This is a genomic window from Microbacterium sp. Root61 (assembly GCF_001427525.1).
Classification (GTDB): domain Bacteria; phylum Actinomycetota; class Actinomycetes; order Actinomycetales; family Microbacteriaceae; genus Microbacterium.
Window position 1 is genome coordinate 1,047,095 of sequence record NZ_LMGU01000001.1, and the last position, 17,419, is coordinate 1,064,513.

Consider the following 17,419-nt stretch of genomic DNA (forward strand, 5'->3'; position numbering starts at 1 on the left):
CCTCAGTCCAGACCGACGACGCCGAGCCCCAGCCAGTCCGCGAGATCGGCGATCTCGGCGCGTACCGCGTCGGCCGCCTCCGGACGGAACGATTCGTCCTCGTGGATGGCCGTGACCCGCAGCACGCCCTCCTTGCGGTCGGCCCTCGCATCGAGCTTTCCGATGAGACTGTCGCCGTGCAGGATAGGCAGCGCGAAATACCCCCAGCGCCGCTTCGCCGCAGGCTTGTACATCTCGAGGATGTACTCGAACCCGAAGAGGTCCCGCGTGCGGTCCCGATCGAACACCAGCCGATCGAAGGGCGAGAGCAGGGCGGTGCGCGGTGCGAAGTCGTCGAGCCCTTGCACCAGTCCGGGCGCCACCCGCCAGATGCCCTCCACGCCGTCGATGACGGCCTCCTCCCCCACCAGACCGACGCCGAGCTGCTCCACCGGCTGCGCGACCGCCTTGGCCCGGGCGATGCCGAGCGCGCCGAGGCGGCGCTCCGAACGACGCTGATGCGCCTCCTCGGCGGTCAGCGCGGCCACGTCCTGCGGGTAGACGCGGTCCGAGACATCCCAGACCCGTTCCTTGCCCTCGCGGCCCGAGATCGCCACCTCGCCTCGCGCGGTGAGGAACTCGAGCATCTGCGTCACGTTGCGGTTGTTCGTCCATCCCGACGATGGCCACGGCTCCCGGCTCGTATCCGGGATCTCGCCCGTGCGCAGCGGTCCGTCGGCGCGCAGCCGATCCAGCACCTCCACGCGGAACCCGTCGTTCGCCACCATCCACGCGCGCTGCTTCTCCCATGACGGCCAGGCGGCCATATCCGGCAGATAGAGCGCGAGGTCGGTCATCGGCCGGTAGAAGCCACCCCATTCGAACACGGAGCGGTCCACCTCGACGGCTTGGCGGAGGTCCGCCGGCTGGTACGGCCACCCCAGCCGACTCCACAGGATGAGATCAGCGCTCGGCGCGATCGCGACGGTCGGGTCGATGTTCAGCACGGTGAGCTCGTCGATCGTCTCGACGATGCCGCCCGGCCGCTGCGCCGTCAGCAGCTGCGCGCGCACGGCGATGCGCCGCGCGTCCTGGGGACTCAGGCGAAGGACCATGGTTGCGAGAGTACCGACCGCTGCCGACGTGGGCCGCGGCATCCGGTCGCTAGAACGTGCCGCCCATCTTCTCGAGCCGCGCGATGCGGTCCGGGATCGGCGGGTGGGTGGCGAACATGCGTGCCAGCGCGTTCGGCTGGAGCGGATCGGCGATCCACAGATGCGCCATCGAGGTGTTGGCGCGCTGCAACGGCCGGCCGTACTCGCCGAGCTTGCCGAGGGCGGAGGCGAGGCCCTCGGGGTCGCGGGTGGTCATCGCACTCGTCGCGTCGGCGAGGTATTCGCGCTGCCGCGAGATCGCGGCCTGCACGGCCCCCGCCAGCAGCGGGGCGACCAACGCGGCGACGACGCCGAAGATCAGCAGGAACAGCTGGGCTTGACCATTGCCGTTGCCCCGGCCGCGGCCGCCGAAGAAGGCGACCCGCATGAGCATGTCGGCGAGGATGCCGACGGCGACGACGAGTCCGAACACGATGAGCGAGACGCGGATGTCGTAGTTGCGGATATGTCCGAGCTCGTGGCCGAGCACACCCTCGAGTTCGCGGTCGGTCATCAACTCGAACAGCCCGGTCGTGACGGTGATCGAGGCTTCCTCAGGCTTCCGGCCGGTCGCGAATGCGTTCGGCGCCGCGTCCTCGACGACGTAGAGGCGCGGCATCGGGGTGCCCGTCGTGATGCACAGGTTCTCGACCAGACGGTAAAACCGCGGCGCATCGGCCTTCGTCACCTCGGTCGCGCCGGAGAGGGCGATGGCCTCACGGTCGGCGAAGAAGTACTGGAACGTCGCGTATCCGGCCGCGAAGACCAGGATGAATGCGGTGATCCACCAGTTGTTGCCGGCGAGCCAGCCCGCGAGCAGGCCGATCGCGCCGAGCAGCAGCACGAATGCCAGGAGGATGAACCAGGTGTTGCGCTTGTTCCTCGCGATGGCGCTGTACACGCGTCAGCTCAGAACTGGACGCGCGGCGGCTCCGAGATCGCGGCGCCGTCGACGACCTCGAAGAACTCACGCTCGTGGAAGCCGAGGTTGCGCGCGAACATGTTGTTCGGGAACACCTTGATCTTCGTGTTGAGCTCGCGCACGCCGCCGTTGTAGAACCGGCGGGATGCCTGGATCTTGTCTTCGGTGTCGACGATCGACTGCTGCAGCTGCAGGAAGTTCTGGCTCGCCTGAAGCTGCGGGTAGGCCTCCGCCACGGCGAACAGCGACTTGAGCGCCTGTTGCATGTGCCCCTCGGCGACGCCCGCATCGGCAGGGCTTCCCGCCGTCAGAGTCTCCGCTCGGGCTCGCGTGACGTTCTCGAAGACCGCCTTCTCATGCGCGGCATAGCCCTTGACGGCCTCGATGAGGTTCGGCAGCAGGTCGGCTCGACGCTTGAGCTGAACGGTGATGTCGCTCCACGCCTCATCGACGCGGACATTCAACTGCACCAGCGAGTTGTACGTCGCCCACAGGTAGATGCCGACGATGAGGATCAGCGCGACGACGATCAGTACCGGGATCAGCCATTCCCACATGCGTGCGACTCCGTTCGAGATTTAACCTCATCCTAGCGAGCGGCACCCGGCGGGATGAGGCTCAGGCGGGGACTCTCAGCCGTTACTCACCGAGGACGCGCTCCAGATACCGATTCTGGAACATACGCTGCGGATCGAGTCGGTCGCGCAGAGCGACGAACTCGTCGAAGCGGGGGTAGCGCTCGCGCAGGATGCCGGCATCCAGCGTGTGCATCTTGCCCCAGTGCGGGCGCCCGCCGTGGGCGAGCATGATCCGCTCGACGGCTTCGAAGTACTCTGTCGGGTCCTCGCGCCAGTAGCGGTGCACGGCGATGTACCCGGATGCGCGGCCATGCGCGGTGGACAGCCAGAGGTCGTCCGAGGCGGCGAAGCGCACCTCGATCGGGAACGAGATCTTCCAGCCGCGTTCCTCGATCAGCGCACACACGGCCTCGAAGGCGGGACGGACGTTCTCGGCGGGCAGTGCGTATTCCATTTCGCGGAAGCGCACCGTGCGGGACTGTGTGAACACCCGCGTCGAGATCTCGGTGTACTCCCGGTTGCCGGTGAGCTTCACCGCGAGCCGGGAGAACGGCGGCACGATCGCAGGCGCGGCGGTGGCTGCTCCGCACAGCACCCGGTAGATGCCGTTCGAGAGCAGTGTCTCGTCGATCCACTTCCCCACCTTGGGCAGCGACTTGCGCACGGCGCTCTCGGGCAGCCGGTTGTTGACCTTGGTCAGCGCCACGTCCGTGTGCGGGAACCAGTAGAACTCGAAATGATCGGATGCCGCGACGCGTTCCTCGAGCGTCGCGAGCACAGCGGCGAGCGGCTCCGGCTGCTCGATGGCCTCCAACACGAAGGCGGGAACGCACTGCAGCGTGACGTCGACGAGCACGCCGAGCGCGCCGAGGCCGAGCGCGACGGCGGGCAGCAGCTCCGGATTCTCGGTCTCGCTCACGGTGAGCAGCTCACCGGATGCGGTGATCAGCGTCGCGCCGACTACCTGCGTGGAGATGCCGCCGAAGTTCGCGCCCGTGCCGTGCGTGCCGGTGGAGATGGCGCCCGAGATGGACTGACGGTCGATGTCGCCGAGGTTGGGCATGGCCAAGCCGTACGGGGCGAGGATGTGCGGGATCTGGTGCAGCCGCGTGCCCGCGCGCAGGCGGACGCGCTGCCGCTCGCGGTCGACCTCGACCAGTCCGGTGAGCTCGGTCAGATCCAGCAGCACGCCGGGCGCCACAGCGATCCCGGTGAAGCTGTGGCCCGCGCCGACCGCCTTGAGCCGCATGCCTCGCGCTCCCGCGGCGAGCACGGCACGCTGTACGGCCGCAGTGCTGGAAGGGAATTCGACGCGCTGAGGACGGACCTTCGCCGATCGACCCCAGTTCTGCCACTGTCCACCGGGTCGTGTCACAGGAACGCCTTTCCTTCACCGCGATACGTCGGCACCGTGCCGACGATCTGGTCGCCATCGACCACGTGATAGTTCTCCACCCGCTCGGCCAGCTCACCGCTCTTGGAGTGGCGGAACCAGACACGGTCCCCCACCTTCAGGCTGCGGGCCGCTTCGCCCTGCAGCGGGGTCTGCACCTCACCGGCGCCCTCGCGGGAGTTCGTCTTCAACCCCGGGGGCCACACCGGCAGCGGCTGACGTGATGCGACCGGCGGGCCGGAGGCGATCCAGCCGCCGCCCAGCACGGTGGCGATATCGGCCTGCGGCTTACGCACAACCTCGAGCGCGAACGCCGCGGCCGGAGCGAGGTCGAACGCCCGGTAGCCGTCGAACAGGTGCCCTGCCAGCAGCCCGCTGCCGGCCGTCACCTCGGTGACGGCGTGGTCGGATGCGGTCAGCTCGAGCGAGCCGGTACCGCCGCCGTTGACGAACTCGAGCGGAGCGATGTCGCGTAGGGCCGCCACGATGGCGGCGCGACGCTCGAGCAGCTCGTGGCCGGAACGGCGCTGCATCCAACGGATGACCGCGTCGCCCGACCCGGTGGCATCCCCCTGCCCGGCGATCTGGGCCTCGTACATCATCAGTCCGACCAGGGTGAAGCCGGGGCGGGCCGCGATGCCCCGCGCGAGGGTCGCTACCTCGGCCGGGTCGTGCACGGGCGACCGGTGCACGCCGATGTGCCCGAGTCCGGGCGCACGCCAGGAGGCGTCGGCATCGATGGCGAGGCGGATGACCTCGCGCTGCGACGGCGGCAGCACGGCATCCACCAGGTCGAGCTGCGCCAGGTCGTCGACCATGAGCGTGATGCGGGCGGCCGCGACCGGGTCGTTCACCAGGGCCGCGAGGGCCGCGCGATCGACCGTCGGGTACCCCAGCACGACATCGTCGTGCGTCTCGGCGAGCCACAGCGCCTCCGGCAGGGTGAACGCCAGAATGCCCTGGTAGCCGGCCAACGCGAGGGTCGCGTCGATGACCTCGCGCACGCGCACGGACTTGCTCGCCACCCGGATCGGCACGCCACTGGAGCGCACCACCATGTCGAGCGCGTTGTAGCGCAGTGCCGGGAGGTTCAGGGCGGCGACCGGACCGGAGACATCGGCGAGCGCCTTCGTCATCCCGTGCCAATACGCGGCCGGTGAGCGCCATGGCTCGGATGTCCCCGCCTGCGGGGTGGTCAGGAGGTCGAGGCTCATCGGGCCCGCCGTGCGTCAGCACACATGCGGTACAGCCTACGACTCCGGACAGGCCTGTCCGTCACACGGCCAGGAGCTGTGCACTCAGCGTGTCGGCGAGCCACTCCTCGAAGCGTTTCGGCGACCACCCCGCGTCGATGACCAGTGCTCCGTAGACGCCCACCGCGGCGAACGCGCGGTAGATCGCCTGCGCGTCCTCGAGCGGTACCGCCAGCTCGGTGTCGACGGAGGCGATCAGCGCATCCATGATGCGATTGCGCCCGCGCAGCTTGGAGTGCAGCAGCTCCCGCGTCTCGGCATCCTCGTCCATCGCCGCATCCAGGATGCGGACGACGTCGAACCCCGCCGAGTACAGGGTGGTCAGCCATGTGGCCGCACCCCGCAGACGTGCGCGCGGCTCCGGGGCTGCCAGGATCTCGCGGGCGAGGGTGCGCGCACCGGCGCGTTCCAGCCAGCGCTCGCAGATGACGTTGAGGATCTCGCGCTTCGCGCCGAACGCGGCGTACACCGTCCGGGTCCCGACGCCGGCCTGCCGCGCGATGGACTCCATGCTGGTGACGCTGTAGCCGTCACGCGCGAACCTGAGCTGCGCGGCATCCGCGATGCGCAGCTTCGTCGTCTCGGCCTGCTCCTGACGGTACGACGACTTCGGGGTCTTGACGTCGTGGTCCACGGAGATCACACTAGCCAGTGCATTGGGTGCAGTGTCACTGCAGTCAGTGCATTATCACTGTCGAACGTGAATCAGGAGCTGCCATGAAGACTGAACGAGTCGCCACCGACGCGCTGCGCGTGCTCGAGCGCATGCTGCACGAAGGGTTCGCCACCGGGAACCAGGACATCGTCGACGAGCTGTGCTCCCCCGATCTGATCGAGCATCAGTTCGGCCTCTCCGGCACGGGTCCGGACGCCATCGCGAAGGTGAAGCGCGGCATCGGCGATGTCCACCGCGGCTTTCCCGACCTCCGGTTCACCATCGGCGATTGGGCCGAGAACGACGACATCGTGTGGGTCCGCGCCGAAGGCGAAGGCACCAACACCGGTCCGTTCTTCGGTCCCCCCACCGGCAACGCCGTGCACTTCACCGTCATCGACATCGCCCGTGTGCGGGACGGGCGCATCGTCGAGCACTGGGGCGTGCCGGATCGCTTCGCGATCCTGATGCGCCTGGGGCGGATGCCGCAACCTGCCGCCGAGTGATGTACCCCCGCCGGGGTTCGAACCCGGACTGAAGCGATTTTAAGTCGCCTGCCTCTGCCGGTTGGGCTACGGGGGCGAGCGCCAGCGCATGCGGGGCTCGTCGCCCCACGATACCGGGCATCGATCACCGCTCCGCGGCGAACGACCGGGAAATGAGAACGAGCGGAGACGGCCGAAGCCGTCTCCGCTCGAGAGTCACTCAGATCAGCGTGCGGCTGCCGTCTTCTCGACGACGGGCTCGGCGGCCTTGGCCACCGGTGCTGCCGCCTCGACGGGCTGCGGCGGACGCGGACGTGCGGCGAACTCTTCGAAGACGTAGCGCGGGTTCTGCACGGCCTCGAGATTGACCATGTCACGGCCGAGCCACAGGTTGTTCCACCAGCCCCACAGCACGCGCCACTTGCGCTCCCACGACGGCATCGCCAGGCCGTGGTAGCCGCGGTGCGCGAGCCAGGCGATGAAGCCCTTCAGCGCCAGTCCACCGGACTGGAAGACACCGTTGTAGAGGCCGAGGCCTGCGACGGCACCCATGTTCTTGTGGAAGTACTCGCGCGGCACCTCGCCCTGCATGACGGCGATGATGTTCTTCGACAGCAGCTTGGCCTGACGGACGGCGTGCTGGGCGTTGGGCACGCAGTAGCCGCCGACGCCTCCACCGGTCAGGTCGGGCACGGCCGCGACGTCACCGGCGGCCCAGGCGCCTTCGACGACCTCGTCCGCGGTGCCGACACGGAGGTCGGCGCGGGTGCGGATGCGGCCGCGCTCCTCGACGGGAAGGTCGCCGCCGCGCACCACGGTCGGGTTGGCCATGACGCCGGCCGTCCAGATGATGAGGTCGGTCGGGATCGCCTCGCCGGTGGACAGCTCGACGACGCCGTCGACGGCCCCGGTGACCTGCGTGTCCAGGTGCACGGATGCTCCGCGCTTGGCGAGATCCTTCAGCACCCACTCGCTCGTCTTCAGCGACACCTCGGGCATGATGCGGCCCATCGCCTCGATGAGGTGGAAGTGCGTGTCGTCGAACGTGATCTGCGGGTAGTTCTTCACCAGCGACGAGGCCAGCGAGCGCAGCTCGGCGAACACCTCGATGCCGGCGAAGCCGCCACCGACGACGACGACGGTCAGCAGGCGGTCGCGTGCCGGTCCCGGAGGAATGGTCGATGCGCGGTCGAAGTTCGACATCAGGCGGTCACGGATCGCGACGGCCTCTTCGATGGTCTTGAGCCCGATCGCGTTGTCGGCGATGCCCGGGATCGGGAAGGTGCGCGAGACGGCGCCGGCGGTCACGACGATCTGGTCGTACTCCTGCTCCCACGGCTCGCCCTCGTTCGGGGTGATCGTGGCGACCTTGTGCGCGTGGTCGATCTTGGTGACCTTCGCGGCCAGGACCGTCGTGCGCTTCAGGTGACGGCGCAGCGCGACCACGGAGTGACGCGCCTCGATCGAGCCGGCCGCGACCTCGGGGAGGAAGGGCTGATACGTCATGTACGGCAGCGGGTCCACGACGGTGACTTCGGCCGCGCCCTTGCGAAGCTGCTTCTCGAGCTTCCAGGCGGTGTAGAACCCGGCATACCCACCACCGACGATGAGGATCTTGGGCACAGCATTAGTGACGGTGGTGGTCACGATGGGGAGGTCTCCTTGCGGATCAACGGCTCGGCGCGAGACGTGCGCGCCGATCGGATGCGTCGGACAGCTGCGGTGACGCCGAGCGCCACCAGTATAGCGCTGAGGGTGAGTGCAATGAGCGGCAGGCTCCCGTAGAGCAGGGTGTCGGTCGACGGAAGCAGGGGGGATGTCGCACGTGTGACGGAATCGGCGCGCGGCAACGGCGGGATCGTGACCGGCGGACGGGTGGTCTCGGGCGCCGGCTCCACGGCTGCCCGGCGATACAGCCGGATCCAGTCCTTGAGGCTGCCCATCGGGTTGGTGGCGACGGTGGGGAGATCCGCGGTCACGGCGGCCGCCGCATCCACCAATCCGTACCCGTAGAGAGGATCGGGGACGGTCTTCGCGCCGGCGGCGGGTCGCGCGGTGCGGATGATGTGGTTGATGACGTTGTTCGCGTCCATGTCCGGATGTGCGGATCGCACGAGTGCGGCGATGCCCGCCACGATGGGGGCCGCACCGCTGGTGCCGTCCCACTGCACGAGCCGCCCGTCCGCCGAGACTCCGAGCAGGTCCTCGCTGGGGGCGGCGACGCCGATCGTGATGCCCTGCGTCGAGGCCTCGACGCTGGCCTTGCCCTGGGGGTCCACTCCGGCGACGGTCAGGACGCCGGGGATCGTCGCCGGCGCTCCGACCCTCGTGGTGCCGCTCCCGCGGTTGCCCGCGGCTACGACCACGACGACGTCGTGCTCGTAGGCGTACAGGAATGCGCTGTCCCAGCTCGTGTCCCAGTCCGGCATGTTGGTCGTCAGCGACAGGTTGATCACGTCGGCGCCGTGGTCGACGGCCCAGCGCATGGCGTCGGCGATCTGCTCCGCGAACGGAACCTTCGCCGAGGTGCCGAAGCCGACCGAGATCGAGAGCAGCTCGGCCTCCGGCGCGACGCCGATCATGCCGGTGCCCGGTCCCGTGCCCCGGGATCCGGCGAGCGATCCGACCCAGCTGCCGTGGTTCGCGTCCACCGCACCGACCGGGGTGCGGCCGTCGGGCGTGCCGGAGCCCGACACGTCCGTTCCACCGACGACGGCACCGTTGAACTCGACCGGCCCCTTGCCGATGCCCGTGTCGATCACCGCGATGCGCACGCCGGCGCCCTTGCTGGTCTTCCAGGCGTCACGGATGCCGTAGTCGTCCAGCCAGTACTGGGCGGCGCGGACCGGATCCGCACCGGGTGCGGGCGGCGTCGGCGTGGTCGCACCGGTCAGCAGCGTCGAGGCCAGCGCGCCCACGAGCACGGCACCGACTCCGGCGACCCACCGCCGGCTCACCCCGAGGCTCCCGGCTCTGCGCAGACGCACCGCATCGGGGACCAGGTGGACCGCTCCAGGGCGAGATCGCCGATGGGGTTGACGCCGGGCCCCGCGGCCAGTGCGTGCCCTGCGAGCGCGTGCAGGCACTTGACCCGGGTGGGCATGCCGCCGGCCGAGATCCCCGCGATCTCCGGCACATCGCCGTACGCCTCACGGTCGCGCAGGTAGGCCTCGTGCGCGCGCTGGTACGCGGCCGCGATCTCTTCGTCGGCGGCAAGCTCATCGGACAGCTCGCGCATCACGTGGTCGGCCTCGAGCACTGACATCGCGATCGTCGCGGCAGGATGCGTGAGGTAGTAGAACGTCGGGAACGGCGTGCCGTCGGGCAGCCGCGGCGCGGTCGCCACGACTGTCGGGTTGCCGCAGACGCAGCGCGCCGCGACCCCCAGCACACCTCGCGCGGGGCGTCCGAGCTGCGTCTGCAGCACGGCCAGATCGGCGGCGGTCACGGGAGGATATGGCGGGGTCGTCACCTCGCCAGGGTACCGGGAGCGGCTGGGACGCCGCTGGACCGGGCCATCCGCGTCACGGAGTCGGCGGCGGGGTCGCCGGCGGATCGGGGACACCGATCGTCGGCGCGGTGACGGTCTGCGCAAGCCCCGCCTCGGTGAGCGTGCGCACGAATTGGCGCATCCAATCGGTGCGGGTCTGCTCGACGGTGTCGCTGACCTCACCCGGCTCGTGCGGCTCCTGCGCCGCCGTCAGGTCGTTGTCGACCAGGTAGACCACTTCGCCCGGCTTGACGTAGTAGAGGCGCTCACGCGCCTGCGTGGTGATGTAGGCGGGGTCCTTCCAGCGCTCGCGCTGGGCCTCGAGGGCGTCGACCTCGTCCTGGCTGACCTCGACCGCCTGCCGGAGTGCCGCGATCTGCTGGCGCTGATCGACGTACAGCCCGACCGTCGGGACCAGGACGAAGGCGGCCAGCACGACGAGCCCCATCATGATCACCATGAAGCCGGACAGACGGAGGCCGCCGAGCCAGGCGCGCACGTCCACACTGCGGCGCCCGCCGTCGGCGCCCTGTCGGCGCGGACGAGGAGAGGGAGCCGTCTGTCGTGCCACGGCTCCCCCTCGTTCGTTCTACGTCACGGCTGCGCCGGACGGTCCTCAGCCCTTGAAGCGCGGGTATGCCGAGCGCCCCGCGAAGACCGCGGCGTCGCCCAGTTCCTCTTCGATGCGCAGGAGTTGATTGTATTTCGCGATGCGCTCGCTGCGAGCAGGCGCACCGGTCTTGATCTGACCGCAGTTGACCGCGACCGCAAGGTCGGCGATGAACGTGTCCTCGGTCTCACCGGAACGGTGCGACATCATCGAGGTGTAGCCCGAGCGTGTCGCGAGGTTGACCGCATCCAGCGTCTCGGACAGCGTGCCGATCTGGTTGACCTTGACCAGCAGCGAGTTCGCGACGCCGCGGCTGATGCCGTCGGCGAGGCGCGCCGGGTTGGTGACGAACAGGTCGTCGCCGACGAGCTGCACCTTGGAGCCGATGTCGTCGGTGAGGGCCTTCCAGCCGTCCCAGTCGTCCTCGCTGAGCGCGTCTTCGATGGTGACGAGGGGGTAGTTGGCCAGGAGCTCCTCGTAGTACTTGGTCAGGTCGGCGGCCGACCATTCCTTGCCCTCGAAGCGGTAGACGCCGTCGGAGTAGAACTCCGTCGCCGCCACATCCAGGCCCACGGCGATGTCGACGCCGGGCTTGTAGCCGGCCTTCTCGATGGCCGCCATGAGGAAGTCCAGCGCGCCGCGGTTGCTGGGCAGGTCGGGAGCGAAGCCGCCTTCGTCGCCGAGACCGGTGGCGAAGCCGCCCGCCTTCAGCTCGCCCTTGAGGACGTGGTAGGTCTCGGTGCCCCAGCGCATCGCCTCGGCGAACGTCTCGGCGCCGAGCGGCACGAGGAAGAACTCCTGGATGTCGACGCCGGTGTCGGCGTGTGCGCCACCGTTGATGACGTTGAGCGCCGGGACGGGCAGCACGTGCGCGTTGGCTCCGCCGAGGTAGCGGAACAGCGGCAGGTCGGCGCTGTCGGCGGCGGCCTTGGCCACGGCCAGGCTGACGCCGAGGATGGCGTTGGCGCCGACGCGGCTCTTGTTCTCGGTGCCGTCGACCTCGATCAGGATCTCGTCGACGATGCGCTGCTCGCTCGCCTCGATGCCCTCCAGGGCCGGGCCGAGCTCGTCGATGACGGCGGCGACGGCCTTGAGCACGCCCTTGCCGCTGTAACGGGTCTTGTCGCCGTCACGCAGCTCGTACGCCTCGAAGGCGCCGGTCGATGCGCCGGAAGGAACGGCGGCGCGCTGCACGATTCCGTCGTCGAGGAGCACCTCCACTTCCACGGTCGGGTTTCCGCGCGAGTCGAGGATCTCGCGCGCGCCTACTGCCTCGATGAGTGCCACAGGAGTGCTCCTTGCTGGTGAAGAGGTGGTGCGGATGGAGCGACATCGGTCCGCCGGTCAGTCTATCGACGCGGATGCCGCCGGTGAGAGTCGATCGTCACGCGGCGCGGTGCGGACCGGGCTCGGACGTGCCGTCGCCGGTGGCGGCCGCATCCGTCACCACGGCGATCGCGATGCCGTCCCAGCCTTTGAGATCCAGGGTCTGCAACGCCGTCGCGTCGAAGCGCGGATCCCGCGCGAGCATCTCGAGCCCGCGCTGGGTGCCGATGACGTTCGACTCGACTGTCGCCGGGTTGGCGACCTCTCCCCCGCGCCCGATGTTGTCGACCACGACCACGGTGCCGGGATGCCCGAGGCGCGCGGCCCAGTCGAGGTAGATCGTGTTGGACTCCTTGTCGGCGTCGATGAAGACCAGGTCGAACGGCGCCGTGTCGCCGCTGCGGATCGGTCCCTCGAGCGTCGGCAGCACGTCGGCGGCCCGCCCGACCACGATCTCGACCTTGTCGCCGACACCCGCGCGATCGAGGTTGGCCCGGGCGATCGCCGCATTCGCCGGCTCCGCTTCGATCGTCACGACCCGGCCGTCGGAGGGGATCCCGCGTGCCATCCAGATCGTCGAGTAGGCGCCGAGCGTGCCGATCTCGAGCACGCGACGGGCGCCGCTGATGCGCGCCAGCAGGTGCAGGAGCTTGCCCGAGACGGGCGACACCTCGATCGCGGGAAGCCCGGCGGCGTTCTGCTCGGCGACCGCGGACTCGAGCCCGGAATCGTGACCGACGAGGGTCTCGGAGAGGTACGCATCGACGCGTCGCCACGCGTCCGGAGTGGGTGTGGGCACGCGCCCACTCTCACCCGCCGACGCGAGCGCGTCAAGGGCGAGGTGGGCGCGAACCCCCGTCAGCTGCGGACGCGGTCGGCGAGGGCCGCGAGCAGGCCGGCCCCGGTCTCGGCGTCCTCCACCGTCACGACGAACACTTTGCCGTCGGCACGCTCCACCTGGATCGCCGCGCCCTTGCGCAGCACGACGCCGAAGCGTCCGCCGGCGCCGAATCGGATGCCGTATCCCCCGAACTCGGCCAGGGGCGAGAGCTCCACGGAGGAGACGGACACGACGTCGGTCAGCGGGATCTGCCAGCGCGGGATGCCGAGGATGCTGCGGACCGTCAGACCCTGCGCGTCGACCCGCACATGGAACACGGTGGTGGTGGCTGCCAGCACGAGCACCAGGAGCACCACGATCCCGAGCACCCACACCGATCCGGATCCGGTGAAGCCGATGCCGATGGCGGTGGCCACGAGCAGGATCAGGACGCCGGCGATCAGCACGGCCGCGCCCCGGGACAGGGTCGCGGTCCGCAGCCAGACGGCGCTCTGCCCGGCGTCCAGCTCGATCGGGCGGATCCGGTCGGCGGCGAGCGTGCGCATCTCCTCGCGCGGCGAGACGAGCCAGCCGACGAACCCGAGCGCGAGCCCGACGACGGCCCCCACGATCAGCCCGGGCAGCACGTTCGGCGCGGTCGCGGCATCCGTCAGTCCCCGCTGGATCGCGACCGACCAGGTCAGCGCGATCGACAGGAACGCAGCGAACCCCAGCGCGAATGCACCGATGAAGCGGAAGTACGGGCCGCGATCGCCGCGCCGCATGACCGCGAGTGCCGGCAGGGCGATCAGCGCCACGATCAGGATGCCGAGCACGCCGGTCAGCAGCGGGTACATCCACGCCGGACCGAATCCGTCGACCTGGCCGACGCCGTTCCAATGCGTCGCCGCGGGATCGGGCAGCTCCGGCAGCCAGAGCAGCTGGAGGGTGACGCCGACGGCCAGCACGACGATCGGGACGATCAGCCCCACCCAGATGAAGCGCGAGATGGCGGCGGCGTGGCCGCGGTCGATGGTCATACGGAGGTCTCCTTCACGAGAGAGGCGAGGGCGTCGGTGGTGACGCCGAGGTGGTGTGCCCGCACCACGAGGGCGCGGATGTCATCGGCCAGCTGTGCGAGCGGCGCGGCCGCCGCGGTGAGCACCGCGCCCCGGCCGCGACGCATGTCGACCAGGCCCTGGTCGCGCAGCTCCTGATAGGCGCGCAGCACCGTGTGCAGGTTGATGCCGAGGGATGCCGCGACATCGCGCGCCGCCGGGAGACGGTCGCCGGGGCGCAGGCGCCCGGCCGCGGCATCCGCCCGCACGGACGCGGCGATCTGCGCGAACAGCGGCACATCGCTGGTGGGATCGATCTTGACGAGCATGGTTTGATTCTATAACAACTAGAACACTCTGCTCGGCCCGGCGACCGCCGTCCCTTGTCGAGATCACACAACCGATTACCGGTCACCACCGGAGGATCCGACACACTGCTGAGCATGCGAATCACTCCCCGCCGCCTCGCCTGGGGCATGAGCCTGTGGGCACCGAATCTCTGGAGCGGCATCCGCGTGAAGCGCTTCACGGAGGACTGGACCACCGCGACGGTCGAGCTGCACGTGAACCTCATCACCCGCAACTTCGTCAAGACCGCGTTCGGCGGATCGATGTCGGCGATGACCGATCCGTACTTCTTCATGCTCGTGATGCACCAGCTCGGCCGCGACTACGTGGTGTGGGATACCCGCGGCGAGATCGAGTTCGTCAAGCCAGGACGCGGTGTGCTGACCGCCCACTTCTCGGTGCCCTCGGCGAAGGCGCAGGAGCTGCGCGAGCGCGCCCGCGGTGGCGCGAAAGTGCTCGAGTGGTTCGAGACGGACATCACGGATGCGACAGGGGATGTCGTGGCCCACGTGCGCCGCGAGGTGTACGTGCGCGAGAAGAAGCGCGTGACGGATGCCGCGGTGTGAGGCGCGACGCCGTCAGGAGCGCGACCGATACTCCGACGCGCTGAGTCCGAGCACGGTACGGAAGTCGTTCGCGAGGTGGGCCTGGTCGGCATAGCCGAGCTCGGCGGCGATATCGGCCAGCGACGCGTCGGTGTCTTCGCGGACCCGCTGGGCCGCCTCCTGCAGGCGCCGCCGCCGGATCATGGCCGCGGGCGAGAGTCCGACCGTGCGGTGGGCGAGACGCTGCAGTGTGCGCACCGACACGCGCAGGTGCTCGGCCGCGTCATCGAGCCTCAGGATGGCGGGCGACGTCGGCGCCGGAACACCCATCAGCACATCCGCCATGGTGTTGGCGAGCCGGCCCTCCGAGGTCACCGGGCCGACACGATCGACCAACCAGCGCGCGACCACGGCCGCCGCCGCAGCGCCGTCCGGCATTGCGTCACTCACCGCCGCCAGCAGGCTCTGCTCGTCGAGCGCGATGAATCGGTCGACGAGGTCGCTCGGCGCGCTCGACAGCCGCGCGAGCGCTGCCGGACGCAGGAGCGCGCCCACCGCCCAGCCGCTCCCCCGCAGCACCCGCTCGGTCGCGCGGGTCGTCGCACCCCACAGCGTGACGCCGTCGGGCTCGATGACGAGATTGGCGGCGGGGTAGCTGAGCACCTGCTGCCGCGACTCCATGCCCTCGGGCAGGTCCCACTGCGGGATCCAGAACCACGCGGTCAGCTCGGCAGCCGCGGGTGGCGGCGCGAGACGCGTCAACCGAGGAAGACGCTCGGGGAAGAGCACGCCGCGCGTCGTATCGGTCACGGGCTCCACGCTAGCGAGGGCCGCTGACCTCGACAGATTGTCGCGAATCTTCAAGTCCGCGATGCACGGGTGGCGCGACGCTGGATGCATGACCACGAACACGACGGGCGCGACCGGCGCCCACACCACCGACGGCCGCCCGAACTCCGCGACGAGCCTCACTCCGTTCCTCGCGATCCGCGGCGCGAAGGAAGCCCTGGACTTCTACCGCGACGTCTTCGGCGCCCGTGTGACCGATGTGACCGAGTTCGAGGGGCTCGTCGCCCACGCCGGCCTGGACTTCGGCAACGGCCTGCTGCAGATCGGCGAGCCCTCGCCCGCTTACGGCCTCGTGCCCGCGCGCGAGGGCGATGACGACTGCTACTCGATGGGCATCTACGTCTCCGACGTGGACGCCGTCACCGCGCGCGCCGTGGCGGCGGGCGCGACCGTGCGCGAGGAGCCGTCCACCTTCGTGTCGGGCGATCGCTTCGCCAGCATCCGCGACCCGTTCGGCGTGCGGTGGTCGATCATGACCCGCGTCGAAGACCTCTCCGAGGAGGAGAGCGCCGCCCGCGTGGCCGAGTGGGCCGCGTCGTACAGCCCGAGCTGACCCGGCGCTCGCGCGCTCTTCTCGACCGCGAGACTGCACCCGGTGGTCGAGACTGCGGGTATTGCCCGCCGTCTCGACGCGCCGGTGCAGTCTCGCGCAAACAGGCGGGGCGTCAGCCGAGCGGCTTGATCTCGAGCGAGTCGCGGGAGGCGCCCGCCGAGACCGTCGCGAAGGCGCCGAAGCCGTCGGCCGCGGCGCGCTCGAGCAGGGCCTTGAGGTTCTTCGTGCGGCGCTCCAGGCGCACGCGGGTGCCCTCGCCGATGAGCGCGGACTTGAGCGTGAGCAGCTCGGCGAGCGGCACGTCGGCGTCGTGGACGAGGACGACGGATGCCGCGGCATCCGCTGTCGTCGTCTCCAGCAGGTCGACCAGCCGTTCGAAGCCGATCGAGAACCCGACCGCCGGTACGTCGGTGCCGAGGAAGCGGCCGATCATGCCGTCGTAACGGCCACCGCCGCCGAGCGAGTACGACACGTCGGGGTGCGCAAGCTCGAAGATCGTGCCGGTGTAATACCCCATGCCGCGCACGAGGAACGGGTCGAACACGAGCGGCGGGCCACTGACGGTCTCGCCCGGACGCACGGATGCCACGGCCTCGCCGATCGCGACCAGGTCTGCGACGATCTCGTCGGGCACGCCGTCGGGCAGCGCCTTGCGGATCTGGCGCTCGCCGTACGGGTTGTACTCCATGGTCTGCGGGCGGAACATGAACGACTGGAACGCGTCGACGGCCGAGCCGGAGGCCCCGCGCTCGCGCAGCTCGTCCACGACGCCCTGGGGCCCGATCTTGTCGAGCTTGTCGATCGTGATCAGCACGCCGGGGCGCTCCTCGGTGGCGAAACCGAACGTGTCGAGCATCGCGTCCAGCGCGCGACGGTCGTTGATGCGCACACTCGCCCCTTCGAGCCCGAGCGCATCGACGGCATCGAGCGTCGCGACGATCAACTCGGCTTCGGCGCGGGTCGAGGCATCCCCGATGACGTCGATGTCGCACTGCACGAACTGGCGGTAGCGACCCTTCTGCGGCCGCTCCGCGCGCCATACCGGCGCCGCCTGGACCGAGCGGAACACGGTCGGCAGCTCGGCGCGGTGGCTCGCGTAGAAGCGCGCCAGGGGCACGGTCAGGTCGTAGCGCAGACCCAGGTCCGCGAGCGCCGACGGGTCGTCACCGGCCGCCGCGATCGCCGCGGCGTCCAGGCCGCGGCGCAGCACGTTGTAGGCGAGCTTCTCGTTGTCGCCGCCGATGCCGGCGTGCAGACGGTCGTAGTCCTCCATCACCGGGGTCTCGATCTCGTCGAACCCGTGCGCGCGGTAGCGCTCACGGATGACGGCGAGCACGCGCTCGCGACGGGCCTTCTCGGCGGGGAGGAAGTCGCGCATGCCGCGCGGCGGGTTCACGGATG

19 protein-coding genes and 1 tRNA gene are annotated in these 17,419 nt (G+C 69.8%); 3 read left to right on the top strand and 17 right to left on the bottom strand.

Annotation, left to right across the window (positions count from 1 at the left end):
- Positions 1-2 precede the first annotated feature (2 nt).
- The 6 genes from ASD65_RS05145 to ASD65_RS05170 all read right to left on the bottom strand — a co-directional run bounded on the left by ASD65_RS05145 (position 3) and on the right by ASD65_RS05170 (position 5,913).
- Positions 3-1,094, bottom strand: a complete 1,092-nt coding sequence (locus ASD65_RS05145) for a DNA glycosylase AlkZ-like family protein (RefSeq protein ID WP_056219388.1) — start codon at positions 1,092-1,094, stop codon at positions 3-5.
- Between the two features lie 49 nt (positions 1,095-1,143).
- Positions 1,144-2,034: a M48 family metalloprotease gene (locus ASD65_RS05150; RefSeq protein ID WP_056219391.1), complete on the bottom strand. Its 891-nt coding sequence runs from the start codon at positions 2,032-2,034 to the stop codon at positions 1,144-1,146.
- An 8-nt stretch (positions 2,035-2,042) separates the two neighbouring features.
- Positions 2,043-2,612, bottom strand: a complete 570-nt coding sequence (locus tag ASD65_RS05155; protein WP_056219392.1) for a LemA family protein — start codon at positions 2,610-2,612, stop codon at positions 2,043-2,045.
- An 82-nt stretch (positions 2,613-2,694) separates the two neighbouring features.
- On the bottom strand, positions 2,695-4,008 hold the full coding sequence (locus ASD65_RS05160; RefSeq protein WP_056219397.1) for a D-arabinono-1,4-lactone oxidase: 1,314 nt from the start codon (positions 4,006-4,008) through the stop codon (positions 2,695-2,697).
- Positions 4,005-5,240 (bottom strand): amino acid deaminase/aldolase, encoded by a 1,236-nt coding sequence (locus tag ASD65_RS05165; RefSeq protein WP_056219400.1) that lies wholly within the window; start codon positions 5,238-5,240, stop codon positions 4,005-4,007. The genes ASD65_RS05160 and ASD65_RS05165 overlap by 4 nt, the downstream gene beginning before the upstream one ends.
- A gap of 61 nt (positions 5,241-5,301) precedes the next feature.
- On the bottom strand, positions 5,302-5,913 hold the full coding sequence (locus ASD65_RS05170) for a TetR/AcrR family transcriptional regulator (RefSeq protein WP_056224491.1): 612 nt from the start codon (positions 5,911-5,913) through the stop codon (positions 5,302-5,304).
- Positions 5,914-5,996: 83 nt separating this feature from the next.
- On the opposite strand from ASD65_RS05170, the gene ASD65_RS05175 reads away from it, so the two are divergent.
- Positions 5,997-6,440, top strand: a complete 444-nt coding sequence (locus ASD65_RS05175; RefSeq protein WP_056219402.1) for an ester cyclase — start codon at positions 5,997-5,999, stop codon at positions 6,438-6,440.
- Positions 6,441-6,442: 2 nt separating this feature from the next.
- Here ASD65_RS05175 and ASD65_RS05180 read toward each other — a convergent pair.
- The 9 genes from ASD65_RS05180 to ASD65_RS05220 form a co-directional block, all read right to left on the bottom strand.
- A tRNA-Leu gene (locus ASD65_RS05180) sits at positions 6,443-6,516 on the bottom strand.
- A 128-nt stretch (positions 6,517-6,644) separates the two neighbouring features.
- Positions 6,645-8,042, bottom strand: a complete 1,398-nt coding sequence (locus tag ASD65_RS05185) for an NAD(P)/FAD-dependent oxidoreductase (RefSeq protein WP_056224493.1) — start codon at positions 8,040-8,042, stop codon at positions 6,645-6,647.
- A gap of 20 nt (positions 8,043-8,062) precedes the next feature.
- Positions 8,063-9,376 (bottom strand): S8 family serine peptidase, encoded by a 1,314-nt coding sequence (locus ASD65_RS05190; protein ID WP_235566608.1) that lies wholly within the window; start codon positions 9,374-9,376, stop codon positions 8,063-8,065.
- Positions 9,373-9,891, bottom strand: coding sequence for a DUF501 domain-containing protein (locus ASD65_RS05195; RefSeq protein ID WP_056224498.1), 519 nt, complete (start codon positions 9,889-9,891; stop codon positions 9,373-9,375). Before ASD65_RS05195 ends, ASD65_RS05190 begins: the two co-directional genes overlap by 4 nt.
- Before the next feature lie 52 nt (positions 9,892-9,943).
- Complete coding sequence (locus ASD65_RS05200) at positions 9,944-10,480, bottom strand: septum formation initiator family protein (protein ID WP_235566609.1); 537 nt, start codon at positions 10,478-10,480, stop codon at positions 9,944-9,946.
- A gap of 45 nt (positions 10,481-10,525) precedes the next feature.
- Positions 10,526-11,806, bottom strand: coding sequence for a phosphopyruvate hydratase (eno, locus tag ASD65_RS05205; RefSeq protein ID WP_056219408.1), 1,281 nt, complete (start codon positions 11,804-11,806; stop codon positions 10,526-10,528).
- 97 nt (positions 11,807-11,903) lie between these two features.
- Entirely contained in the window at positions 11,904-12,644 is a 741-nt protein-coding gene (locus ASD65_RS05210; RefSeq protein WP_056219410.1) for an O-methyltransferase, read from the bottom strand.
- 59 nt (positions 12,645-12,703) lie between these two features.
- Positions 12,704-13,705, bottom strand: coding sequence for a DUF1648 domain-containing protein (locus ASD65_RS05215; protein ID WP_056219412.1), 1,002 nt, complete (start codon positions 13,703-13,705; stop codon positions 12,704-12,706).
- Positions 13,702-14,052, bottom strand: a complete 351-nt coding sequence (locus ASD65_RS05220; RefSeq protein WP_056219415.1) for a GntR family transcriptional regulator — start codon at positions 14,050-14,052, stop codon at positions 13,702-13,704. The genes ASD65_RS05215 and ASD65_RS05220 overlap by 4 nt, the downstream gene beginning before the upstream one ends.
- 114 nt (positions 14,053-14,166) lie before the next feature.
- Between ASD65_RS05220 and ASD65_RS05225 the strand changes: the two genes are divergently transcribed.
- A complete protein-coding gene (locus ASD65_RS05225; protein WP_056219418.1) occupies positions 14,167-14,637 on the top strand; it encodes a PaaI family thioesterase in 471 nt (156 codons plus the stop codon).
- Positions 14,638-14,649: 12 nt separating this feature from the next.
- On the opposite strand, the gene ASD65_RS05230 is transcribed toward ASD65_RS05225, so the two are convergent.
- Entirely contained in the window at positions 14,650-15,426 is a 777-nt protein-coding gene (locus tag ASD65_RS05230; RefSeq protein ID WP_056224500.1) for a helix-turn-helix domain-containing protein, read from the bottom strand.
- Positions 15,427-15,514: 88 nt separating this feature from the next.
- Here ASD65_RS05230 and ASD65_RS05235 point away from each other — a divergent pair, with 88 nt between their 5' ends.
- Entirely contained in the window at positions 15,515-16,018 is a 504-nt protein-coding gene (locus ASD65_RS05235) for a VOC family protein (RefSeq protein WP_056219421.1), read from the top strand.
- A gap of 112 nt (positions 16,019-16,130) precedes the next feature.
- On the opposite strand, the gene hisS is transcribed toward ASD65_RS05235, so the two are convergent.
- Positions 16,131-17,396: a histidine--tRNA ligase gene (gene hisS / locus ASD65_RS05240; RefSeq protein WP_056224501.1), complete on the bottom strand. Its 1,266-nt coding sequence runs from the start codon at positions 17,394-17,396 to the stop codon at positions 16,131-16,133.
- Positions 17,397-17,419: the final 23 nt, after the last annotated feature.